The 20938-nt window shown below is 59.1% G+C and carries 14 protein-coding genes and 1 pseudogene; 11 read left to right on the plus strand and 4 right to left on the minus strand.

Annotated elements, in window-relative coordinates; genetic code table 11:
* The first annotated feature begins 23 nt into the window (after positions 1 to 23).
* Positions 24 to 5960, plus strand: a complete 5937-nt coding sequence (locus ACIY1O_RS00195; RefSeq protein WP_397473043.1) for an alpha-2-macroglobulin family protein — start codon at positions 24 to 26, stop codon at positions 5958 to 5960.
* Positions 5961 to 6007: 47 nt separating this feature from the next.
* Entirely contained in the window at positions 6008 to 8224 is a 2217-nt protein-coding gene (pbpC, locus tag ACIY1O_RS00200; RefSeq protein WP_397473044.1) for a penicillin-binding protein 1C, read from the plus strand.
* On the opposite strand, the gene ACIY1O_RS00205 is transcribed toward pbpC, so the two are convergent.
* The gene (locus tag ACIY1O_RS00205; protein ID WP_397473045.1) at positions 8188 to 8361 is read right to left on the minus strand and encodes a hypothetical protein; all 174 of its coding nucleotides are present in this window, start codon (positions 8359 to 8361) and stop codon (positions 8188 to 8190) included. The genes pbpC and ACIY1O_RS00205 overlap by 37 nt on opposite strands.
* A 172-nt stretch (positions 8362 to 8533) precedes the next feature.
* Between ACIY1O_RS00205 and ACIY1O_RS00210 the strand changes: the two genes are divergently transcribed.
* The 3 genes from ACIY1O_RS00210 (at position 8534) to ACIY1O_RS00220 (ending at position 11141) form a co-directional block, all read left to right on the plus strand.
* Positions 8534 to 9139, plus strand: a complete 606-nt coding sequence (locus tag ACIY1O_RS00210) for a SecDF P1 head subdomain-containing protein (protein WP_397473046.1) — start codon at positions 8534 to 8536, stop codon at positions 9137 to 9139.
* A 184-nt stretch (positions 9140 to 9323) separates the two neighbouring features.
* Entirely contained in the window at positions 9324 to 9725 is a 402-nt protein-coding gene (locus ACIY1O_RS00215) for a hypothetical protein (protein ID WP_397473047.1), read from the plus strand.
* Between the two features lie 123 nt (positions 9726 to 9848).
* Entirely contained in the window at positions 9849 to 11141 is a 1293-nt protein-coding gene (locus ACIY1O_RS00220; protein WP_397473048.1) for an aspartate carbamoyltransferase, read from the plus strand.
* Positions 11142 to 11188: 47 nt separating this feature from the next.
* Here the strand turns inward: ACIY1O_RS00220 and ACIY1O_RS00225 are convergent, their stop codons facing one another.
* Positions 11189 to 12091 (minus strand): recombination-associated protein RdgC, encoded by a 903-nt coding sequence (locus ACIY1O_RS00225; protein WP_397473049.1) that lies wholly within the window; start codon positions 12089 to 12091, stop codon positions 11189 to 11191.
* 341 nt (positions 12092 to 12432) lie between these two features.
* A pseudogene (locus tag ACIY1O_RS00230) lies at positions 12433 to 12618 on the minus strand (DNA-binding response regulator); the annotation flags it as partial.
* Between the two features lie 232 nt (positions 12619 to 12850).
* Here ACIY1O_RS00230 and recA point away from each other — a divergent pair.
* Positions 12851 to 13924 (plus strand): recombinase RecA, encoded by a 1074-nt coding sequence (gene recA, locus ACIY1O_RS00235; RefSeq protein ID WP_397473050.1) that lies wholly within the window; start codon positions 12851 to 12853, stop codon positions 13922 to 13924.
* A gap of 69 nt (positions 13925 to 13993) precedes the next feature.
* Entirely contained in the window at positions 13994 to 14503 is a 510-nt protein-coding gene (gene recX / locus ACIY1O_RS00240) for a recombination regulator RecX (RefSeq protein WP_397473051.1), read from the plus strand.
* A gap of 7 nt (positions 14504 to 14510) precedes the next feature.
* On the opposite strand, the gene ACIY1O_RS00245 is transcribed toward recX, so the two are convergent.
* A complete protein-coding gene (locus ACIY1O_RS00245; protein WP_397473052.1) occupies positions 14511 to 15449 on the minus strand; it encodes a LysR family transcriptional regulator in 939 nt (312 codons plus the stop codon).
* A 206-nt stretch (positions 15450 to 15655) separates the two neighbouring features.
* Between ACIY1O_RS00245 and metE the strand changes: the two genes are divergently transcribed.
* The 4 genes from metE to sucD all read left to right on the plus strand — a co-directional run bounded on the left by metE (position 15656) and on the right by sucD (position 20874).
* Positions 15656 to 17962 (plus strand): 5-methyltetrahydropteroyltriglutamate--homocysteine S-methyltransferase, encoded by a 2307-nt coding sequence (metE, locus tag ACIY1O_RS00250; RefSeq protein ID WP_397473053.1) that lies wholly within the window; start codon positions 15656 to 15658, stop codon positions 17960 to 17962.
* Between the two features lie 188 nt (positions 17963 to 18150).
* Positions 18151 to 18732 carry a DUF2889 domain-containing protein gene (locus tag ACIY1O_RS00255; protein WP_397473054.1) on the plus strand — a complete coding sequence of 194 codons (582 nt, stop codon included), beginning with the start codon at positions 18151 to 18153 and terminating at the stop codon, positions 18730 to 18732.
* A gap of 78 nt (positions 18733 to 18810) precedes the next feature.
* Positions 18811 to 19971: an ADP-forming succinate--CoA ligase subunit beta gene (gene sucC / locus ACIY1O_RS00260; RefSeq protein WP_397473055.1), complete on the plus strand. Its 1161-nt coding sequence runs from the start codon at positions 18811 to 18813 to the stop codon at positions 19969 to 19971.
* Positions 19972 to 19992: 21 nt separating this feature from the next.
* Positions 19993 to 20874 carry a succinate--CoA ligase subunit alpha gene (sucD, locus tag ACIY1O_RS00265; protein ID WP_397473056.1) on the plus strand — a complete coding sequence of 294 codons (882 nt, stop codon included), beginning with the start codon at positions 19993 to 19995 and terminating at the stop codon, positions 20872 to 20874.
* The last annotated feature ends 64 nt before the right edge of the window (positions 20875 to 20938 follow it).

A 20938-nucleotide genomic window follows, 5' to 3' on the forward strand; every position in this document is an offset into this window, starting at 1 on the left:
AAGCACTCGAGCAAGGGGAGACCATGAGAAGAGGCGGCTTGTTGGCGGTGGCGCTGTTGATGACGGCGGCCTCGGTGCACGCGGCGCATATCGCGCAATTCTCTCCCCAAGGCACGGTTGCCACAATAGAAAGCGTCAAGGCTGTGTTCAACGAGCCGGCCATAGCCTTTGGAGACGCGGCGGCCCCGGCGCCCATGCGAATCTCCTGCGATGATGATTCGGTGCAAGGCGATGGGCGCTGGACAGACGCCCGAAACTGGACATTCGTTTTCAGAACGGCCCCCGGCCCCGGAGTTACATGCACCGCAACGGTGGACCCCGCTTTTCGCACGTTGAACGGCCAAGGCATTACAGGCAAGACCTCGTTTGCTTTCGGCACCGGCGGCCCGCATGTCATCGGCAGGCGGCCGTATGGCGACAGCGCGAACGAAGACCAGGTCTTCATCTTGCGTTTCAATGGCGCAGTCGACCCGGGCTCGCTGCGCGACAATACTCATTGTGCGGTACAGGGCTTGGGCGAAGCTGTACCGGTTCGACTGATCGATGACCCAACGCAGCGCAACGCCATACTCGACGCCGCCTATATGGGCGATTACGTCGACGACCCGGCTGTTCAGTTGTTGCAATGCAAGCGGCTGTTGCCCGCAGAGGCGCGCCTCAGGTTGGTCGTCGGCAAAGGGGTGGCGACGCCCAGCGGAGTGGCCGCCGCCGAACCGCAGGCTTTTAATTTCAAAGTGCGCCCACCGTTCAAGGTCTCGACCTCATGCCAGCGCGAGAATGCCAATGCGCCATGCACGCCGGTGCTTCCCATTGTCGTCAGCTTCAATGCGCCTGTGGCGGCTGAACTGGCGGCCCGGGTGCGCTTGCGAACTCAGGGCGGTGAAATTCCTCCTGACACTTCGGACGAGGAGCAGTTGCAGTCCCTGGTGCAGCAGGTGGTGTTTTCGGGGCCCTTCGACCCCGAAGCTGAATTGTCGGTGGTATTGCCCGACGATCTGCGCGATGATGCGGGCCGGCCTCTTGGCAATGCGGCCCAGTTTCCCCTGACGATCCGTACCGCGGCTTATCCGGCTTTGGTCAAGTTTGCGTCGGGCACGTTTGGAACGGTGGAGCGTTTCGCCAATGCTCCGCCGGGAAGCGATGAGCGCGCTCATCCTCCAACCGTGCCGTTGACTGTCCGGAATGTCGAACCCGAGCTGCTGGCGCGTGATTTGTCCAGGCCCCTGGGAACGGTGCGCGATTACGTGGCGCGCGATGACCAAGAGATACTGCGCTGGTATGCCAGTTTGCAAAGGCTGGATGGAGGCCGCTGGACCCGGCAGCAGATCGAACGCATGCTGGACGGGCGCGAACCAGGGCAGGGCGGTGAAGACGCGATCGACGTGCGGAGCTATTCGATGCTGCGCGATCGCAAAGAAGTGCGTGCCTTGACATTGCCCGCTGCGATGGAAGGCGACAAGCGGCCTTTGGAGGTCATCGGAGTGCCGGTGGCCGAACCGGGTTTCCACGTGCTCGAGGTCGAATCGCCGCGGCTGGGTGCCGCGCTGCTGGGCGTCGAACGTCCCATGTTCGTACGCAGCGGGGTGCTTGTCACCAACTTGGGCGTGCATCTGAAGCAAGGCCGGGACGACGTCTTGGTGTGGGTCACGACCCTGAATGGAGGGAGCGTTGTTGCCGATGCAGATATACGGGTGCTGGATTGTTCGGGCGAACTGCTGGCTGAGGGCCGTACTGACAGTAGCGGCCTCTGGCATCACAGTGGCGCGTTGGATGCTCCGGCTTATTGCAGCGAAACAGGCTTGAGCGGCTTGTATGTTTCCGCCCGTATTTCCAAGGATCATGCGCTTGCGCACGGCAAAGATGATTTTGCCTTTGTGTTGTCCGATTGGAACCGAGGCATGGAGTCTTGGCGCTTCAACGTGCCTACCGACATGTCGCCCGAACCCACGGTTGCAACGCACACTGTGTTCGACCGCAGTTTGTTTCGCGCCGGAGAAACGGTTTTTATGAAGCATTTCGCTCGCATCCAGACGCGAGACGGCTTGGCCCTGCCTTCGTCCGATGAGCTTCCGGACAGCTTGTTCATCATTCACCAGGCCTCGGGGCAAAGCTACGAGCAAGATCTGATCTGGGAGCAGACCCCATCCGGCGGCCTGAGCGCCTATAGTGAATTTGAATTGAGCCGCTCGGCCAAGCTTGGCGAATATACAGTCACCCTGCAAAAAGATGGCGCTTACGCCGCCCCTGATGGTGATTTCCGGGTCGAGGAATTCAAATTGCCGGTGCTGGCGGGCAGCTTGAAAATCACCCAGGATGACGCCCGCGGTCCCGTGGTCTCACCTTCCGAGCTCAACGCCGATATTCAGGTTTCATATGTATCCGGCGGGCCGGCCGCAGGCTTGCCCATTGCTCTTTCGGCGGTAATTCGGGACAGCTACCCAAGATATCGCGACTATGACAGTTATTCTTTTGACCCGCCCACCGCAGAGGGAATTTCCGGCGGGGATTCCGAAGAACCCGATCAGCGACTTTTTCTGGATAAGCGAGCGGTAGCTTTGGACGAGCAGGGCGGGGCACGGCTGCGTGTCGATGCCATACCCAGCGTGTCCCGTCCCAGCGAATTGCGTTTCGAGGCGGGGTTTTCCGACCCGAACGGGCAGGTGCAAACGCTTAGTCAGGCAGTGGCTGTCTGGCCATCAAGTGTCGTGGCCGGCATACGCAGCGACAGTTGGATCCAGCAGGGCCGCCCCTTGGCGGCGGAAGCCGTGGTGCTGTCGCCTGATGGCAAGCCGCAACCGGGCGTTGCAGTGAGTATTCGCGCCGTGGCATATACCACCTATACGGTGCGCCAGCGCATGGTGGGTGGCTTTTACAGCTATCAGCATGAAACCCGCACGCGCGATCTGGGCACAGTCTGCGAAGGCAAGACCGACAGCCAGGGCTTGCTGCCGTGCGATGCAGAATTGCAGCATTCGGGGTCCATCGAGTTGATCGCCAGTGCGGTAGATGCTGAAGGCCGGCGCAGCGAGGCGGCGTCGCGCATCTGGGTCGTGGGCGGGGACGAGCTTTGGTTCAATGCGGGCAACGATGATCGCATCGACATCATTCCAGGCAAGAAAGCCTACGAACCCGGCGAGACCGCCGAATTTCAGGTTCGGATGCCGTTCCGGCAAGCCACCGCCCTGGTGGCGGTCGAGCGCGAAGGCGTGCTGCATTCCGAAGTAATCGCTCTTGAAGGCAAAGATCCGCGCATACGCATTCCGGTGCGGGCGGAATGGGGTCCCAATGTCTATGTATCGGTGCTGGTGCTAAGGGGGCGCCTGCACGAAGTGCCCTGGTATTCTTTTTTCGACTGGGGCTGGAAGCGACCGGCGTCCTGGCTTGAGGCTTTCCGAGGACAAGGTGCATACCAAGCGCCGACGGCACTTGTAGACTTGTCCAAGCCTGCTTTCCGTTTCGGTTTGGCCGAGGTTCGCGTTGATGACAAGAATGCCAGGCTGAACGTGAGGGTTACTCCTGACCAGTCGCAATATCAGGTCAGGGACGAGGCACGAGTTGAGGTACAGGTGACGACGCCCGAGGGTGTGCCGGCGGCTCATGCACAAGTGGCGTTTGCCGCCGTGGATGAGGCTTTGCTCGAGCTGGCTGCCAACGATAGCTGGAATTTGCTTGAGGCCATGCGCCAGCGTCGAAGCTATGGCGTACAGACCGCTACAGGTCAGAGCCAAGTGGTGGGAAGGCGCCACTATGGCCGCAAGGCCTTGCCGGCTGGAGGCGGCGGCGGCAAGAGCCCCACACGTGAACTTCTGGATACCTTGTTGTTGTGGCAGCCGAATGTGCAGCTCGACGCCGAAGGCAAAGCGACAGTCGTGGTTCCCTTGAACGATTCCATCAGCTCATTTCGCCTGGTGGCCTTGGCTGACGAAGGTGCCGCGCGTTTTGGCGAGGGCGCCGCCACTATCTCAACGACCCAGGACGTTCAGGTGATATCGGGCTTGCCGGCCCTGGTGCGCGAGGGCGACTCTTATCGTGCCCTCGTCACGGTGCGCAACACCACAGGGCGCGACATGCGACTTGAAGTCCGAGCCTCCTATCGTGGAGGAGGCCTGCCGGACGAAGCCTTGCCGATCCAGATGATAGAGCTGGCGTCCGGCAAGGCGCAGATCGTGCAGTGGGATGTGACCGCGCCGCAAGCTGAAGAGGTTGATCCGCTTGCTGAATTGAGCTGGATACTTGAAGCTTCGGAAGTCGACGCGGAAGAGGCTGCGGATCGCTTGGCTTTTACTCAGGCGTTAGCGCCCAATGTGCCGGTAACCGTTCATCAGGCGGGCTTGCAGCCGGTGGACGAATCTTCGCCCCTGCATCTTTCTTTCAGGGCTCCGCAAGGTGCGCTGCGTCTGGGCGACGCAGCGCCGCGCGGCGGATTGGAAGTTTATCTGCAATCTTCCCTGGGTGGCGGTTTGCCCGGAGTCGTGCAGTGGTTCAAGGATTATCGGTATACCTGCCTTGAGCAACTGGGCTCTCGCGCCATCGGCATGCGCAGCGCGGAGCAATGGCGTGAACTCATGCACACCTTGCCCGACTACCTCGACGAAGATGGTCTGGCGGGATATTTTCCTGGTGGTGGGCACGGCAGCGAAGTGCTGACCGCCTATCTATTGTCAGCCAGCGACGAGGCGCGTTCATTGGGGCTCGACTACGCCTTGCCCTCCGACGCGCGCGATGCAATGCGCCAGGGCCTCATCAAGTTCGTTGAGGGTCGCCTTGCGCGGTACCGCTGGGCCCCGTCGAATGATCTGCATCTGCGCAAATTGCTGGTCCTTGAGGCACTTGCTCGAGAAGGCGTCATGCGCCCGGCCATGCTCGACAGCATACAGATCGTGCCCGACCGTTGGCCGACGTCCTCCGTCATCGACTGGCTTTCAATATTGTCCCGGGTGCCGGAGATGCCGCGCCGGGCCGAACGCATGGCGCAGGCGCAGCAAATACTGCGCGCCCGCATGTTGAGCCGAGGCACTGAAATGGTTTTTGCGCAAAGCGACGATCAGTGGTGGCTGATGCGAAGTTCGACAACCGAGGCAGCCAGGCTTTTATCTCTTGTGGCTGACCTTCCCGAGTGGCAGGAAGCCGCGCCGCGCCTGGCTCAAGGCTTGATGGCCGCACAGCGCAATGGCGCATGGCGCACCACCACCGAGAACCTGCTTGGCGCGTTGGCGATCGAAAAGTTCGCGCAGACGCACGAAGCCGTCCCGGTAAGCGGTCGGGTGCATGTGGGCGTAGACGGTGAAGCCTTGCACACATTTGCATGGGAGGAGCCAATTTCAGAGACCGGCGTCTCGCCCGCGAAGAAAACAGAAGCCGCGGACATTTCGTTGAACGAGCCGGCGGATGTCCAAATCCACCGGGTGTTGGAACCTTGGCTTGCAAGCGACGACACGCGCGTGCTTGATGTGACCCAGGAAGGGTATGGCAAGGTCTGGGTCTGGACGCGTTCTTTGGCTGCGGTGCCGGTGGACAAGCCGATCGTGGCGGGATACGAGATACAGCGTAGTGTGACGCCTGTTTCGCGACGTCATCCGAATCGCTGGTCGGTGGGCGACGTCTATCGCGTCAGGCTCGAAATCAAGGCTCGAAGTGCCGGTACGTGGGTGGTGGTCAACGACCCGATTCCGGCCGGCGCCACCATTTTGGGCAGTGGTTTGGGGCGGGATTCCAGCATTGAGACTCGAGGCGAAGGCCGCACCCAAGGGTTGACTCCCAGTTATGTCGAACGCAGCTTCGGCGGCTACAGGGCTTATTACGAATACCTGCCGCAAGGCGTGACCGTGGTCGACTACACCGTGCGTCTCAATACGGCAGGCCGATTCAACATGCCGCCCACTCGCGTCGAGGCGCTTTATCAGCCCGACGTGCACGGGGTGCTGCCGCATCACGGCGCCCTGGAGATCGACGATGAGTAGAACGGCTAGTCAGCGCCAACGGTAGGCAAGGGGGCGGAATGAAATGGATGAAGTCCGTTCTGGTTTGGGCGGCCTCGCTCGCGTTGGCAACGATGGCCTCGGTCGCGTTCGCCGCTTCGTCCTTCTTGCCTGAATTCGCAAAGCTGCGGGATGGCTATGGCGCTTCGGATGTTCTGGTCACCGACCGGAACGGACATTTGCTGCAACGGGTGCGCACCGACTTCAATGGTCGGCGCGGAGACTGGCTTTCGCTGGACGAGGTTTCGCCCGCGCTGATCCAGGCCGTTATTGAATCGGAGGATCGTCGTTTCTTCGTGCACAGCGGCGTCGATATTCGCGCGATTGCCGCTGCCGGATGGAGCTTGGTTTCCGGTTCGGCCAGACGCGGCGCCTCGACCCTGACCATGCAATTGGCCGGTCTCATCCAGACGGAATACCGACGACCGGAGCATGGCCGAGGGCTGCTTCAAAAGCTACACCAGGCGATGTACGCCCAGGCGCTTGAACGACGTTGGAGCAAGCACGAGATTCTGGAGGCCTATCTGAATCTGGCGCCCTTCAGGGGGGAACTGGTCGGCGTGGATGCTTTGTCGCGTGTGTTGTTCCAGAAGCACGCCAGCGGCCTGAATGCACGTGAGTCGGCACTGGCGGCCGTCATGCTGCGGGGGCCCAATGTTCCTGTGGGCTTGCTCTCCAGCCGCGTCTGCGCCTTGCTGAATCAAACCCAATATAAGGCCGACTGCGACGACATGAGGCTTTTCGTGACGGCGAAGCTGCGAAATGGATCGTCGCCCCGCTATGATCGGCACGAGCTGGCTCCGCATTTTTCTCGCTGGGCTGTCGCCGAGTTTGATCCCGCACCCGGCCAGGCTTTGCGCACCTCAATCGACGCCGCGTTGCAAAAGGAGGTGTTGAAAATAATCAATCGTCGCCTCCATGAACTGGTGTCCGCCAATGTACGGGATGGCGCGGTAGTAGTGTTGGATAACAAGAGCGGCGAGATATTGGCCTACGTGGGGTCTTCAGGCCGTTTTTCAGACGCTGCGTGGGTGGACCATGTAAAGTCGCTGCGCCAGGCGGGGTCTACCTTGAAGCCATTTTTGTATCAGCAGGCAATAGAGGAGCAAAGGCTGACTACAGCATCTTTGCTGGAGGATCGCCCATTGAACCTGCCCACCGGAAATGGGCTGTATATTCCCCGGAACTATGATGAAGGTTTCTCGGGTTGGGTTAGCGCACGCACTGCGCTGGCGTCGTCGCTGAACGTCCCCGCGGTGCGTGTTCTGACCATGGTGACGCCCGATGCCTTTCGTGAGCGTCTGGTGCAACTGGGGCTGCCGCTAACACATGGCGGCGACTATTACGGATACAGTTTGGCGCTGGGCAGCGCCGACATCACTTTGCTTTCGCTTACCAATGCCTACCGGGCCCTGGCCAACCTGGGCGTGTATTCGTCCGTCAGGCTTCAGCCGGGCGAAAGTGGTGAATCAAGGCGGGTCATGGACGCGTCGGCGTCCTGGATCGTCGCAGAAGTCTTGGCCGACTCCAACGCGCGGGCTCGCACTTTTGGGCTGGATAGCCCTCTGGTCACTCCATTCTGGACTGCTGTCAAGACGGGCACCAGCAAGGACATGCGGGATAACTGGACCATCGGCTGGTCAAGTCGCTACACGGTGGGCGTTTGGGCCGGCAACAGCGCCGGCCAGAGTATGCGGGACGTGTCAGGAGTGGCGGGCGCCGGTCCAATTTGGCATGACGTCATGGCTTATTTGCATGCTGAAGTCAGCAGCAGGCGACCTGAATTGCCCGAAGGAGTGCGTGCCGCTGAAGTGAGTTTTGATAATGACATCGAACCGGCCCGCCTCGATTATTTCGTGGGCGATACTGCGCTGACCCAGGTTCGCAAAGTGCCCGCCGTACAAGAGCAGGCCGATTTGCAGGCGATTTACATCGCGGCGCCGGCCGACGGTACTATCTTTGCACTGGACCCGGATATCCCGCCTGCCAACCAGCGTGTGGTGTTCAGTGCGTCCGGGCAGACACCGCGGATGCAAGAATTATTGGCTTGGCGAATTGAGGGCGAGACAGTAGCGGGCGAACAGATGCTGTGGATGCCCAAGCCGGGCAAGCATCGGGTGGAGTTGATTGGAAAAGACGGGGAAGTGCTGGACAGCGTCACTGTCAATGTAAGGGGGGCGGCGCTGGCCCCCCCGGGGTTTGACGCGGCTTACTCGGCTTGCGTGGACACGACGCTGTCGTGTTGATGCACGCCTTTCACACCATGCATCATGACTGCGCCGAAGACAACCAGCCAAGCCAGCGTGATGGCGCCGGTGACCAAGCCCGCCGAGAAACGGGGCTTGTTTGAAGTACTGTCGTTGGTGTGTTTGGTATCAGACACGAATTGGTCTCCGCTGCAAAGAAAGAAAGGATTCTGCGATAAAGGCCGGGCGCTATGACTCCGGGGTAACGTATTCTTGTAATTGAACCATAAATTGACAATTGTTGGCGCGCCCTCGCTGGGCTTCCTGTTAGAATTTTAATGTTGTAACAACCACAAGAAGGGGCATCACATGAACGCAGTACGTACGTTGGGTCGAATCCTGTTGCCGGCGAGCCTGGTTTTTCTGGCTGCGTGCCAGACTATGCCCGGCACGCAGACCACCGAAGCCACCCCGGAGGCCCCGGCTGAAACCTCGATGCAGGCCAGCGGCCAGGGCGCGCCGGTGGCGGTATTTCTTGCCGACACGGTCAACCAGCAGGGCTGGACGCCCGTACAGATTCAGTCCGGCACCTTATATGTCAATCCCCAGCCAGTCGTCACGCGAGACGACCTAGTTGGTGTCCAGGCTGGTACAAGCCAAGACGGCAATGGCTTGCTTGCTCTGGCGCTCAACAACATGGGCCAGAAAAAGATTACGGACATCACCACCCAGAACCCCAATAAACGGCTGGCGCTAGTGGTGGGTCGCACCATGCTTGCCGCACCCAGCTTCACGACACCGGTCGACACTGACCAACTCGTATTTGCCGTAGGCACGGAACAAAATGCCACGGCTGCTGCACGAGCCATCGCGGGCGTCGATGAAAACGGCAACCCGATTGAGGCGCCGGCCGGCGAAGAGGGTGGCCAGGTTGGCGGCCAGGCGCCTGCCGATTCTGCACCAGCTGGCAACTGAAGTTGCAAGGTGTCCTCGCTCTATGCGGCGAGGACACCGGCTGATCTCTTTTCGGAGCTACACTCCATGAGCCGGTATTTGCCGCGGCCTCATGGAGTGTTTTCTTATGGGCAATGAATACAAGGCAGTTCACGAAATAGTAAATGAGGCTTCGCCTCCGGTCAGGGTTCCGGTGGATGGAAGCATGCCTCAGGTTCTGATGCTGGGATTCAAGTTTTTGGCTTGGCTCAATGGCATGGGCGTATTGCTGATCGTCTTGTGTGCGCTCAGTGTCATACCTACCGAGGTTCCTTCTTATTTGCTGCGCATGCCGCTTGTCGCCTTCCTGTGCGGGCTCGCCTTGGCCGGGCTTGGCTTGTTATGGGTATATATGGTGCAAGCCAGCCTGGTTTTGCGGCCGCGGGGGCGCCGTCGCCATCATTGGATTCCCGTTATTTGCGTGCTGGCATGCTACTGCGCCAGCATGGTGATCTTCGCGGTGGGTTGCTGGCTGCTTGTCAGCATGGGCAGCCTTGTTTCAGATGGCTGGTCGCATAATTTTGGCTGGAATGGCTTGTTGGCCGACCCTTCGCCGCTTTTCGACTAGCCAGTTGCAAGAACGCGACGCAGCTTGCGCGCCCGCACTATTTTCTCCAAAAAAACATGCTTCTTGGCTCTGCCTGACATAAAATATGCGCAAAGCGTATATTTTTATTCAATGGGGCGCGCCATGTCTGTATCACAACAAGTCTTTCTGCGCGACGCAATGCGTCGACTCAACCTGACCCGCGATGTATTCGCGGCACGCATAGGCGTCAAGCGCCGCGCATTGGATACCTGGCTGCTGCCCGAAAGTTCGCAAGAGGCGCGCAGCATGCCCGAAGTCGTTACTCGTTTCGTCACCGAAATTGTTGAAAACGAAGCCTTGCTGCAAAAATACGCGCAAAGCGCACAGTCCGGGCCACTGCGGGATCGCGTCTCATATAACGGAAAGCATCAACTGCTGTCGGTAGACCAGTTTTCCCGTGAGTCGGTCGAAGAATTTTTCCGTATCGCCGACCAGATGCAACCCATCGCCAGGCGGCAGAAAGTGTCCCGCGTGCTCGAGGGCGCTGTGCTGGGCAATTTGTTTTTCGAGGCAAGCACCCGCACCCGCGTAAGCTTTGGAGCCGCGTTTTGCCGTTTGGGCGGTTCAGTGTGCGACACGACGGGGTTTACGTTTTCGTCGATGGCAAAGGGCGAATCCATTTACGACACCAGCCGCGTCATGAGCGGATACGTCGACGCCCTGGTCATCCGCCATCCCGAGCAAGGCTCAGTGGCAGAGTTTGCCGACGCGACCAACATACCGGTCATCAACGGAGGCGACGGCCCCGGCGAGCACCCCAGCCAGGCCCTGCTCGACCTTTACACGATACTGACCGAGTTCTCGCGCCTGGATAAATTGCTGGACGGGTCCCACATTGCCTTGGTGGGCGATCTGAAATACGGCCGCACTGTGCATTCTCTGATCAAGCTGCTTTCGCTGTATCGCGACCTCAAATTCACACTGGTGGCGCCCAAAGGGCTCGAGATGCCCGACTACATCCTAGAGCAGGCCGGAAACAGAGGCCATGTCATCGAACAGACCACCTCGTTGGAACAGGGGCTCTCCGGAGCCGACGTAATCTACGCGACCCGGGTGCAGAAAGAACGCTTCTCGGACGAACAGCTGGAAGGCTATACGGCAGACTTTCAGGTCAACAAGGCCGTCATCGAAGCCTGCGGTCGCACCGACGCCATCATCATGCATCCCTTGCCCCGAGACAGCCGCGAAGGAGCGCACGACCTTAGCGTCGATCTGAACCACGATCCGCGCCTGGCTATTTTTCGCCAGGCCGACAACGGCATACCGGTACGGATGGCCATATTTGCCGTGCTGCTGGGGGTCGAAGGATTGGTCCAGCATTCGCTGCGCGACGTCACGTGGAGCCCGCCGTCGCATATTGGGCCGGACGACAGCGTGTTCCACGGCATCGATTAAGGTTTGCCACCGGGCTTTCAATGCCCGATGGCAGGCTTTGGCGAAGCTCAACCCATTTTCTTTTCGCCGCCCAGGGCATCGACCAGGCTGTCCAGAAGCCGGGAGAGCTCTCCGGACATCAAGGCCAGGTCTGAATCAAGCTGATCGGCTTCGTTGCGCGCGGTCAGATCTTGGTTTTCCTTAAGTACGTCCAGCGGAGCGACGCGCTTGATGTCCAGGTTGTCAGTCAATACAAACGACACCCGGTCGGCCCATGTCAGCGCCAGCCTCGTACACTGCTTGCCGTTCTGCACATGCTTGCGCACATCTTCGATGTCTATGCTTTGGCGTAGATAGCGTACTGCCGCCCGGCTTTCGCTGGTGGAGCGCAGCTCGGTGTCCTGGTCGACCGAAAAGCCGGCGGGGGGCTCGTCCTGGATCAGCCAGTTTGTCATGCTGCTTGCGGGCGATTGTTCCACATATAGCTGCAAGACCGGAAACGGGTCTATGGCCTTGGCCAGCATTCCCAAGACCTCGTCGCTTTTGGCGGCCGCGGCCGCGTCCACGACAAGCCAGCGATTGTTCGTGTCGATCCATACTCGAGTGTCGCGATAGACGCTGAATGCCTTGGGCAGAAGCTCGTCCGTGACCTGCTCTTTGAGCTCTTTCATCTGCCTGCGGCCAGGCTTGAAGCCTTGCTGCTCTTCGATTTCCAGGGCTTTGGCGCGGGTAACCTGGTTGATCACCGTGGCGGGCAGCAGCTTTTTCTCGGTGCGCAGGCTCAGGAAGATATTTCCTTGCAAGGCATATGCAAGGCCTGAGCCTTCGAATGGCGGCACCCAGCCCAGGTTCTGCATCTCGAGGCTGTTGCCGGGCCGATAGGCATGTTTTTCAAGAGCGGATTCCAGAGCGTTCAGCGAAATGGACCATGAGGGGGCGAGACGGAATACTTTGAGATTTTTGAACCACATTATTGATGCAACTTTTCATAGCGGCGAGGCTCGCACACTGCTGGACCGAACGGTGCACTTGAAGTGACTGCGTGGGCCGGCGGTGCAGCGAAACTTGCGAGGTGAGACGGACCGTCGATTGTAGGGTGTTTTTGGGCTGGAGCCCGCTTGGTGAAAAAAAAGGCCCGGATGCATGTGCACCGGGCCGATATAACACATCGGCGTGCGCATACTACAGTTCGCGGGGCGCGCAGTGCCGATGAGATAGGAGTATGAGGCGGGTGGGCGTAGCCCCAAAGGGGCCGTGGCTCCCGCTGAATACTTTCTATGCGTTTGATTGTAGGAAATAGACCTGACGTGGGCCTGAAAGAAGCTTCGAGTCCGGAGAGCGCGAAATGCTTGGCCTTTAATCGTCGGCGCCTGGATCAAGCCCTTGCACGCGTTGCCCAACCGAGCCGGCGGCCGTTAAAATGAGCATTGGCAGCGTTGCCGTCGCGGCGCAGTGAACGAGAAAGTCCATCAGCAAGAATACTATCGTCTTCGGCCATCAAAATTGGCCTAAGTGTTGATTGCGCTATGGGTTGCCTGGGCAATTCCAAATCCTGACACTCGACACGCTGCTTGCCATTACGGTTTAATACGGCATTTTCTAGATATCTGTATTTATATACAGTATAATTTGATGCCATAATCGCTCTGAACGTGCTCTGTGCCAGCGGCTTCAAGCTGGTTCAAGCCTGTTCAATACCAAATTTTCGTTATCTTAGCCAAGGGATCCGTATGGACGACAAACAAAGCAAAGCCGCCGCCGAACGCAGCAAGGCGCTTGCCGCCGCTATATCGCAAATCGACAAGCAATTCGGCAAAGGGTCGGTAATGCGCTATGGCGACAACCAGGTAGAGCACAACATCCAGGTGGTTTCCACCGGTTCGCTCGGGCTCGATATCGCCTTGGGCGTTGGCGGGCTGCCGCGCGGTCGAGTCGTCGAAATCTACGGCCCCGAATCCTCCGGAAAAACCACGCTCACGCTGCAGGTCATCGCCGAGATGCAAAAAATTGGCGGCACCTGCGCCTTTATCGATGCCGAGCATGCGCTTGATGTGCAGTACGCATCCAAGCTGGGGGTCAACCTTGAAGACCTGCTCATTTCCCAGCCCGACACCGGCGAGCAGGCACTTGAAATCACCGACGCACTGGTGCGCTCCGGCTCGGTCGACCTTATCGTAATCGATTCGGTCGCGGCCCTGGTGCCCAAGGCCGAAATCGAAGGCGACATGGGCGATTCCCTTCCCGGCCTGCAGGCCCGCCTCATGAGCCAAGCGTTGCGCAAGCTCACTGCCAACATCAAGCGCGCCAACTGCATGGTCATTTTCATCAACCAAATCCGCATGAAAATCGGCGTCATGTTCGGCAACCCCGAAACCACCACCGGCGGCAACGCGCTCAAGTTCTACTCGTCGGTGCGCCTCGATATCCGTCGCATAGGCGCCATCAAGAAGGGCGACGAGATCGTGGGCAACGAAACCCGGGTCAAGGTGGTCAAGAACAAGATTGCGCCTCCGTTCAAGCAGGCCGAGTTCGACATCATGTACGGCGCCGGCATCTCGCGCGAAGGCGAAATCATCGATCTCGGCGTCCAGGCCGGCATCGTAGACAAGGCCGGCGCCTGGTACAGCTACGCCGGCACGCGTATCGGGCAGGGCAAAGATAATGTGCGCGAGTATCTCAAAGAAAACCCTCAAATGGCGTTCGAGATCGAAAACAAAGTCCGCGAGCAGCTCGGCGTGGTGGCCCACGTAAGCGGCACACCGGTGCAGGCGTCTGGTCCCAGCGAAGACGAACTCGTCGACTGATCTTTTCTAGTTGCGGCAACCGCCTTCCCATAGCCAGGCTTAGGGCGGCGGCCGCATCATTTTTCTGCCATGGCCCCATTCGACGATAGCGATTTCGAGCAACTCGTTCCCAAGCCCAAGCGACAAGGGCCTTCGCTCAAGGCCAGGGCCGTGGCCATTCTTTCGCGCCGCGAGCATTCCCGGGTAGAGCTGGCCCGCAAGCTGGCCCCTCACGCCGACCCTGACGACACTACTCAGTTGCAAAAAGTGCTTGATGAGCTCGAGCGCGACAACTGGCTTTCAAACGAGCGTTTTGCACAAAGCCTGGTGCACCGAAGGGCGGGCGGCAGGGGCGCCGCGCTGGTGCTGCAGGAACTACGCCGGCACGGTCTGGCCGACGAACAACTTGCCGATATCCGTCAACAGCTGCAAAGCACCGAAATCCAGCGGGCTACCGAAGCCTGGCAGAAAAAGTTCGGCCGGCCGCCTGTCGACGCCAAAGATCATGCCCGCCAGCTTCGGTTTTTGGCTTCACGCGGGTTTTCCTCGCAGTGTCTTCGTCAAATTCTGGCCCAATACAACGAACACGAAGACAAGTAGCCGTCCGTTAGGCATTTGAAGCTTTATTACCGCGCACTGTCTTGATGCCGCTTAAGTTCTTGAAGCAGATTTCGTGTGCTTTCTCGATAAAGGCTTTCAGGTAGTGCGTGTCAGCATCTTCAGTGCGTACGGCCGCATATAGCGTGCGCCATACGCCATGTTCGCCCAAGTGACAAACCCGTAGCCACCCTTGCCCCAAGTATTCAGTGAGCGCCCAGTTGGGCAGGGCGGCGACTCCGCGCTGGCTGGCCACCAACTGAGCGATAACCGGTGTCAGTTCGGCTGTGCGCAAAGCTGCCGGCTCGACCCCGGCAGGGTCAAGAAATGCCGTAAAAACATCAAGCCGCTGCTTTTCGACGGGGTAGGTGATAAGCACCTGGTCTTCAAGCTGCTGCGGTTCAATGTAGCGATATTGCCCCAGCGGGTTGGCCGAAGCCACCGCCAGCACCAGCTCGTAGCGAAACAAGGGCAGGTAGCGTACCGCGTCGAGCTCTTGAGGGTCGGAGGTAATGACTACATCGAGATCGCCGCGCACCAGGGCGGGCAAGGGCGCGAACGAAAAGGCAGCCGAAAGATCAAGCGTGACATCCGGCCACTCTTGCCTGAAGGCGTCCATCGCGGGCATCAACCACTGAAAGCACGAGTGGCACTCGATAGCCAGGTGCAAGCGCCCCGTGCGGCCCGCGGCCAGCCGTTGAAGCTCGCGCTCGGTGGCCTTGAGACGAGGCAATACTTCGTCGGCCAGCGACAGCACGCGCAACCCCGCTGTGGTAAGCCTTGCGGGGCGGGTGCGTCGGTTCAGCAACGGCGTCTTGAGCCGTGTTTCAAGATCGCGAACCTGATGCGAAAGCGCCGACTGCGTTACATAAAGCCTTTCGGCGGCTTCTTGCAGGCTGCCGGCCTCGTGAATGGCGGCGATAGTTTCAAGATGGCGGATTTCCAGCATGATTGTTTCCGGAGCATTGACGCCCCGAAGCTACTTCGGGGGCGAGGCGCCAAGTCTTTAGTATGAGATTTACTCATTCTAAAGATGGTGCATTTGATTTTGATTCATGTAATTGTACCTGCATACTTTCACTCTGAGCAGCCCTGAACGTGTTTTTACAACAACTACAGGGCCGATGATTCGTTTTTTACCATCAGAGAGTAGACATGACTGTTTTTCATAGCCTGGGCTTTTCGCGCATGGGGCTGCAGCGCGAACTGAAGTTTGCCCTAGAGGCCTATTGGTCGGGAAAATCCGACCAGGCCAATTTGCTGGAAACCGGGCGCGAGCTTCGGAAACGCCATTGGGCTTTGCAGGCAGGCGGCCAGGATAAACAAAAAATAATGGTGCCAGTGGGCGATTTTGCCTGGTACGACCACATTCTGGAATGGACAACCTTGCTGGGGGCGGTTCCCGCTCGGTTCGGCCAGCCTTCCGGCGAAGACGTGAGCCTTGATACCCTGTTTCGCATGGGTAGGGGCCGGGCGCCGTCGGGAAAGCCATCCGCCGCCTCCGAGATGACCAAGTGGTTCGACACCAACTACCACTATATCGTCCCTGAGCTGACGCTGGGGCAAGAGTTTCGCATCGCGCGCACCGAGCTTTTTGAGCAGGTCGCAGAAGCATTGTCACTGGGATATGCCGCCAAGCCGGTGATACCGGGGCCATTGACCTGGTTGTGGCTGGGCAAGGGCGACGCGTTTACTCAGGGCTCGCAGGATGAAGGCAAGCTTAAGCTGCTTGATCGCCTGCTTCCGGTCTATTTGCAGGTGCTCGACCGTCTGGCCAAGCAGGGCGTTGAATGGGTACAGGTCGACGAGCCCATCCTGGCTCTGGATCTGCCGCCTGCCTGGCAAGAGGCTTTCAAGCGTGTATACGACGAGTTGTCCACGGGTGGCGTGCGTATTTTGCTGGCAAGCTATTTCGGCGGTGTCACTCACAATCTAAAGGTGCTTGACGGCCTGCCGGTACATGGCGTTCACCTGGATCTGGTGCGGGCTCCGGAACAGGCCGAAAAGGTCGCTGCAGTATTAAGAAGCGATCAAGTCCTTTCGGCGGGCGTCATTGACGGGCGCAACATCTGGCGCACTGATCTAGACAGTCGCCACGCATTACTCAAGCCTTTGAAAGACCGCTTGGGTGATCGCCTTTGGATAGCGCCGTCGTGCTCTTTGCTGCACGTGCCCGTCGATCTGGAAGAAGAGACGCAGTTGGACCCCGAGCTTAAATCGTGGCTGTCCTTCGCCGTACAAAAACTGGATGAACTTCATTGCCTGGCAAGCCTGCTTGACGGAGACGTCGACGAAGCCATTGCGCAAAAGCTGGAAACGCAACGTAAAGCGCTGCGGGCGCGTGACGAATCGAACCGTACGCATAATGAGGCGGTACGTAAGCGGTTCGCAGAGTCGGCCGGTTTGTCGCGCGAGCGCGCACCCTTTGGCGAGCGTATTGAAAAGCAGCGCCAGGCCTTGAATCTGCCAGACTTTCCCACCACCACCATTGGATCTTTTCCCCAGACAGCGGAAATCCGTCGCCTGCGTCGTGATTGGCGGCAGGGCGCTTTGTCCGACGCGGCTTATGAAAAACAGGTGCGAGCGGAAATCGAGGCCGCCGTACGGTTCCAGGAAGAGGTCGAGCTGGACGTTCTGGTACACGGCGAGCCCGAGCGCAACGACATGGTGGAATACTTTGGCGAACTGCTTGGCGGTTTCGCTTTCACCCAGAATGGATGGGTGCAAAGCTATGGCTCGCGCTGCGTCAAACCACCACTTATCTATGGCGATGTCTTGCGTCCGGCTCCCATGACGGTGGGCTGGAGCAGTTATGCCCAGTCGCTGACCACCAAGCCGGTCAAGGGCATGCTGACGGGGCCGGTCACCCTGTTGCAATGGTCTTTCGTGCGGGATGATCAGCCGCGTGAAGACACTTGCCGCCAACTTGCCTTGGCATTGCGTGATGAGGTTTCCGACCTTGAAAAAGCGGGCATACGGATCATACAGATAGATGAGCCGGCCTTTCGCGAGGGCCTGCCGCTTCGCCGGGGCGATTGGCAAGCTTACCTTGACTGGGCGGTGGATTGCTTCCGCCTGGCCACGTCAAAGGTGGAAGACCGCACCCAGATTCACACCCATATGTGCTATTCAGAGTTCAATGACATCATTGAGGCCATCGCCGCCATGGATGCGGACGTCATCACCATCGAGACGTCCCGCTCGAACATGGAACTGCTGGGCGCCTTCGAAGATTTCGCTTACCCGAACGATATCGGCCCGGGTGTGTACGACATCCATTCGCCCAATTTGCCCGATGTAAAAGCCATGGTTGAGCTGATGCGCAAGGCGGCCCTGCGGTTGCCGAAGGAAAGGCTTTGGGTCAACCCCGACTGCGGCCTGAAGACGCGCGCCTGGGCCGAGACTCGAGGAGCGCTCGAGGCGATGGTGAGGGCGGCCCGAACGCTGCGTGAAGCGGCATAGCCAATACTGACACACCAGGCAGCCTGTAAAGGCTGCCTGGGGGCGCTTACTATTGATTGCTGCGGCAAAGTGTGCCGGCCGCTTCAGCATGGCGCTGTATAGACGGCGACACCGGCCCGCATCGTCCGCTTGGGCGGGCTGCGTTATACTTCCAGAGTTTATCGTCTCTGTCTGTCCCAGCATTTTCAATGCCATTGCCGCCGCCTCATGCCCCTCGCGAATTGCTGCACACGCGCTCTGTGCGCGTGGATGCGTATGCGCGCGAAGACGGTTTATGGGATCTTGACGCCGAGCTCATCGACGTCAAAGCCTACGACTTTCCTCGCGAGAACGGCACAACGCATAAAAAGGGCGATCCGGTTCATCATATGCACTTGCGGGTCACCATCGACAACGGCTACACCATCACGGCAGCAGAGGCCGCTTATGATGCGGCGCCCTTTGGCGAAAACTGTTTCAGCATTTCTACGGCCTACCGGGGTTTGGTGGGCCTTAATTTGTTGCGCAGCTTCCGGCGTGCCGTCAAAGACCGCTTCGGCCGGGCTGCGGGCTGTACCCACCTTACCGAGCTTTCCTACCTTCTGCCCACGGTAGCCGTGCAATGTATGGCCGGCCGCAGGCGCGAAGAACGGGTTCGCAGCGGCAAACAGCCTGACAAAAAGCCTTTCGAGCTGGGCGGCTGCCATGCTCTGCGTGTCGATGGCCCGGTGGCCGCCAAACACTATGCCAAATGGTATGCGGTTCCCGAAGAAAAGCGGGAGCGTGATTAATGCATGTTTTGCGCGCCCATGCAGGCGACAGGTCGATTGCAGGTTTTCTTCTCATTTTTACGTTCTGACAGGTAACCAATGAAAATTCACGAGTATCAAGGCAAGGAACTGCTGAAGAAATTTGGCGTGACGGTGCCTCGCGGGATTCCCGCGTTTTCCGTAGACGAAGCCGTGGCCGCGGCCGAGAAACTGGGTGGGCCGGTCTGGGTCGTCAAGGCCCAGATCCATGCCGGCGGACGAGGCAAGGGCGGCGGCGTCAAGTTGGCGCGTTCCATAGACGAAGTGCGCAAGCTCGCGTCGGAAATCCTGGGCATGCAACTCGTGACCCATCAGACCGGACCCGAAGGCCAGAAGGTACGTCGCCTGTACATCGAAGAGGGCGCCGACATCCAGAAGGAATACTACGTTTCCGTCGTGACCGACCGCGCCACGCAGAAAATCGCCTTCATCGCATCCAGCGAAGGCGGCATGGACATCGAGGAAGTGGCCGAGGCTACTCCCGAGAAGATCATCACCGAATACATCGACCCGCTGGTTGGTTTCACCAAAGAGCAGGCCGTCAAGGTCGCCAAAGCAATCGAGTTGCCCGAAGCGTCCATCGACCAGGCCGTCGATGTGTTCCAGAAGCTGTACCAATGCTATATGGAAACCGATGCGTCGCTGGTTGAAATCAACCCGTTGAATCGTGATGGCAAAGGCAACATCATTGCGCTGGATGCCAAATTTGACTTTGACTCGAATGCGCTGTTCCGTCACGCTGACATCGTCGAATATCGCGACCTTGAAGAAGAAGACCCCGCCGAAGTGGAAGCCAGCAAGTTCGACTTGGCCTATATCCAGCTTGATGGCAACATCGGCTGCCTGGTCAACGGCGCGGGCTTGGCCATGGCCACCATGGACACCATCAAGCTGTTCGGCGGCGAGCCTGCCAACTTCCTGGACGTCGGCGGCGGCGCCACGGCCGAGAAAGTCACTGAAGCCTTCAAGATCATGCTCCAGAACGATGGCGTGCAAGCCATTCTGGTCAATATCTTCGGCGGCATCATGCGCTGCGACATCATCGCCGAAGGCGTGATTGCCGCGTGCAAGGCCGTTAACCTCAACGTTCCGCTGGTTGTGCGCATGAAGGGCACCAACGAAGAGCTGGGCAAGAAGCTGCTGGCCGAATCCGGCCTGCCCATCATCAGCGCCGACACCATGGCCGAAGCTGCGCAAAAAGTCGTAGCTGCCGCCAAATAAGAATTTGCCGAGGATTTGTAAATGTCGATCTTGATCAACAAAGACACCAAAGTCATTACCCAGGGAATTACCGGCAAAACCGGTCAGTTCCATACCCACTATTGTCGCGAATACGCCAATGGCAAAGAGGCGTTCGTCGCCGGCGTGCATCCCAAGAAGGCCGGCCAGGATTTCGAGGGCGTACCCATCTACGCCTCGGTTAAAGAAGCCAAAGCCGAAACGGGCGCTACGGTTTCGGTTATTTACGTTCCGCCCGCAGGCGCGGCCGACGCCATCTGGGAAGCGGTTGATGCCGACCTGGACCTGGTCATCTGCATTACCGAGGGCATTCCCGTACGCGACATGCTCATGCTGCGTAATCGCATGCGTGCTGAAAACAAGAAGACCTTGCTGTTGGGACCCAACTGCCCGGGCCTAATCACCCCCGACGAGATCAAGATCGGCATCATGCCCGGTCATATCTCGCGCAAAGGCCGTATCGGCGTTGTCAGCCGTTCGGGCACGCTTACCTACGAAGCGGTGGCGCAGCTTACCGAGCTGGGCCTGGGCCAGTCCTCTGCGGTTGGTATTGGCGGCGACCCCATCAATGGCCTCAAGCACGTCGATGTGCTGAAGATGTTCAACGACGATCCGGATACTGACGCGGTTGTCATGATTGGTGAAATCGGCGGTCCTGATGAAGTCAACGCCGCAGAATGGGCCAAAGACAACATGAAGAAACCCGTGGTCGGCTTCATTGCCGGTGTCACGGCGCCTCCGGGCAAGCGCATGGGTCATGCCGGCGCTCTGATCTCAGGCGGAGCCGACACGGCCGATGCCAAGCTCGAGGTTATGGAAGCCTGCGGTATCCGCACTACGCGCGACCCGTCCGAAATGGGCAAACTGCTCAAATCGGTGCTGTAAGGCTTGCTTGTGTCGTAAAAATGCAAAAGGCCCGCCTCGGCGGGCCTTTTGCACCCTGAAGAGT

The organism is Pusillimonas sp. (assembly GCF_044464525.1).
Taxonomy (GTDB): Bacteria; Pseudomonadota; Gammaproteobacteria; order Burkholderiales; family Burkholderiaceae_B; genus Pusillimonas.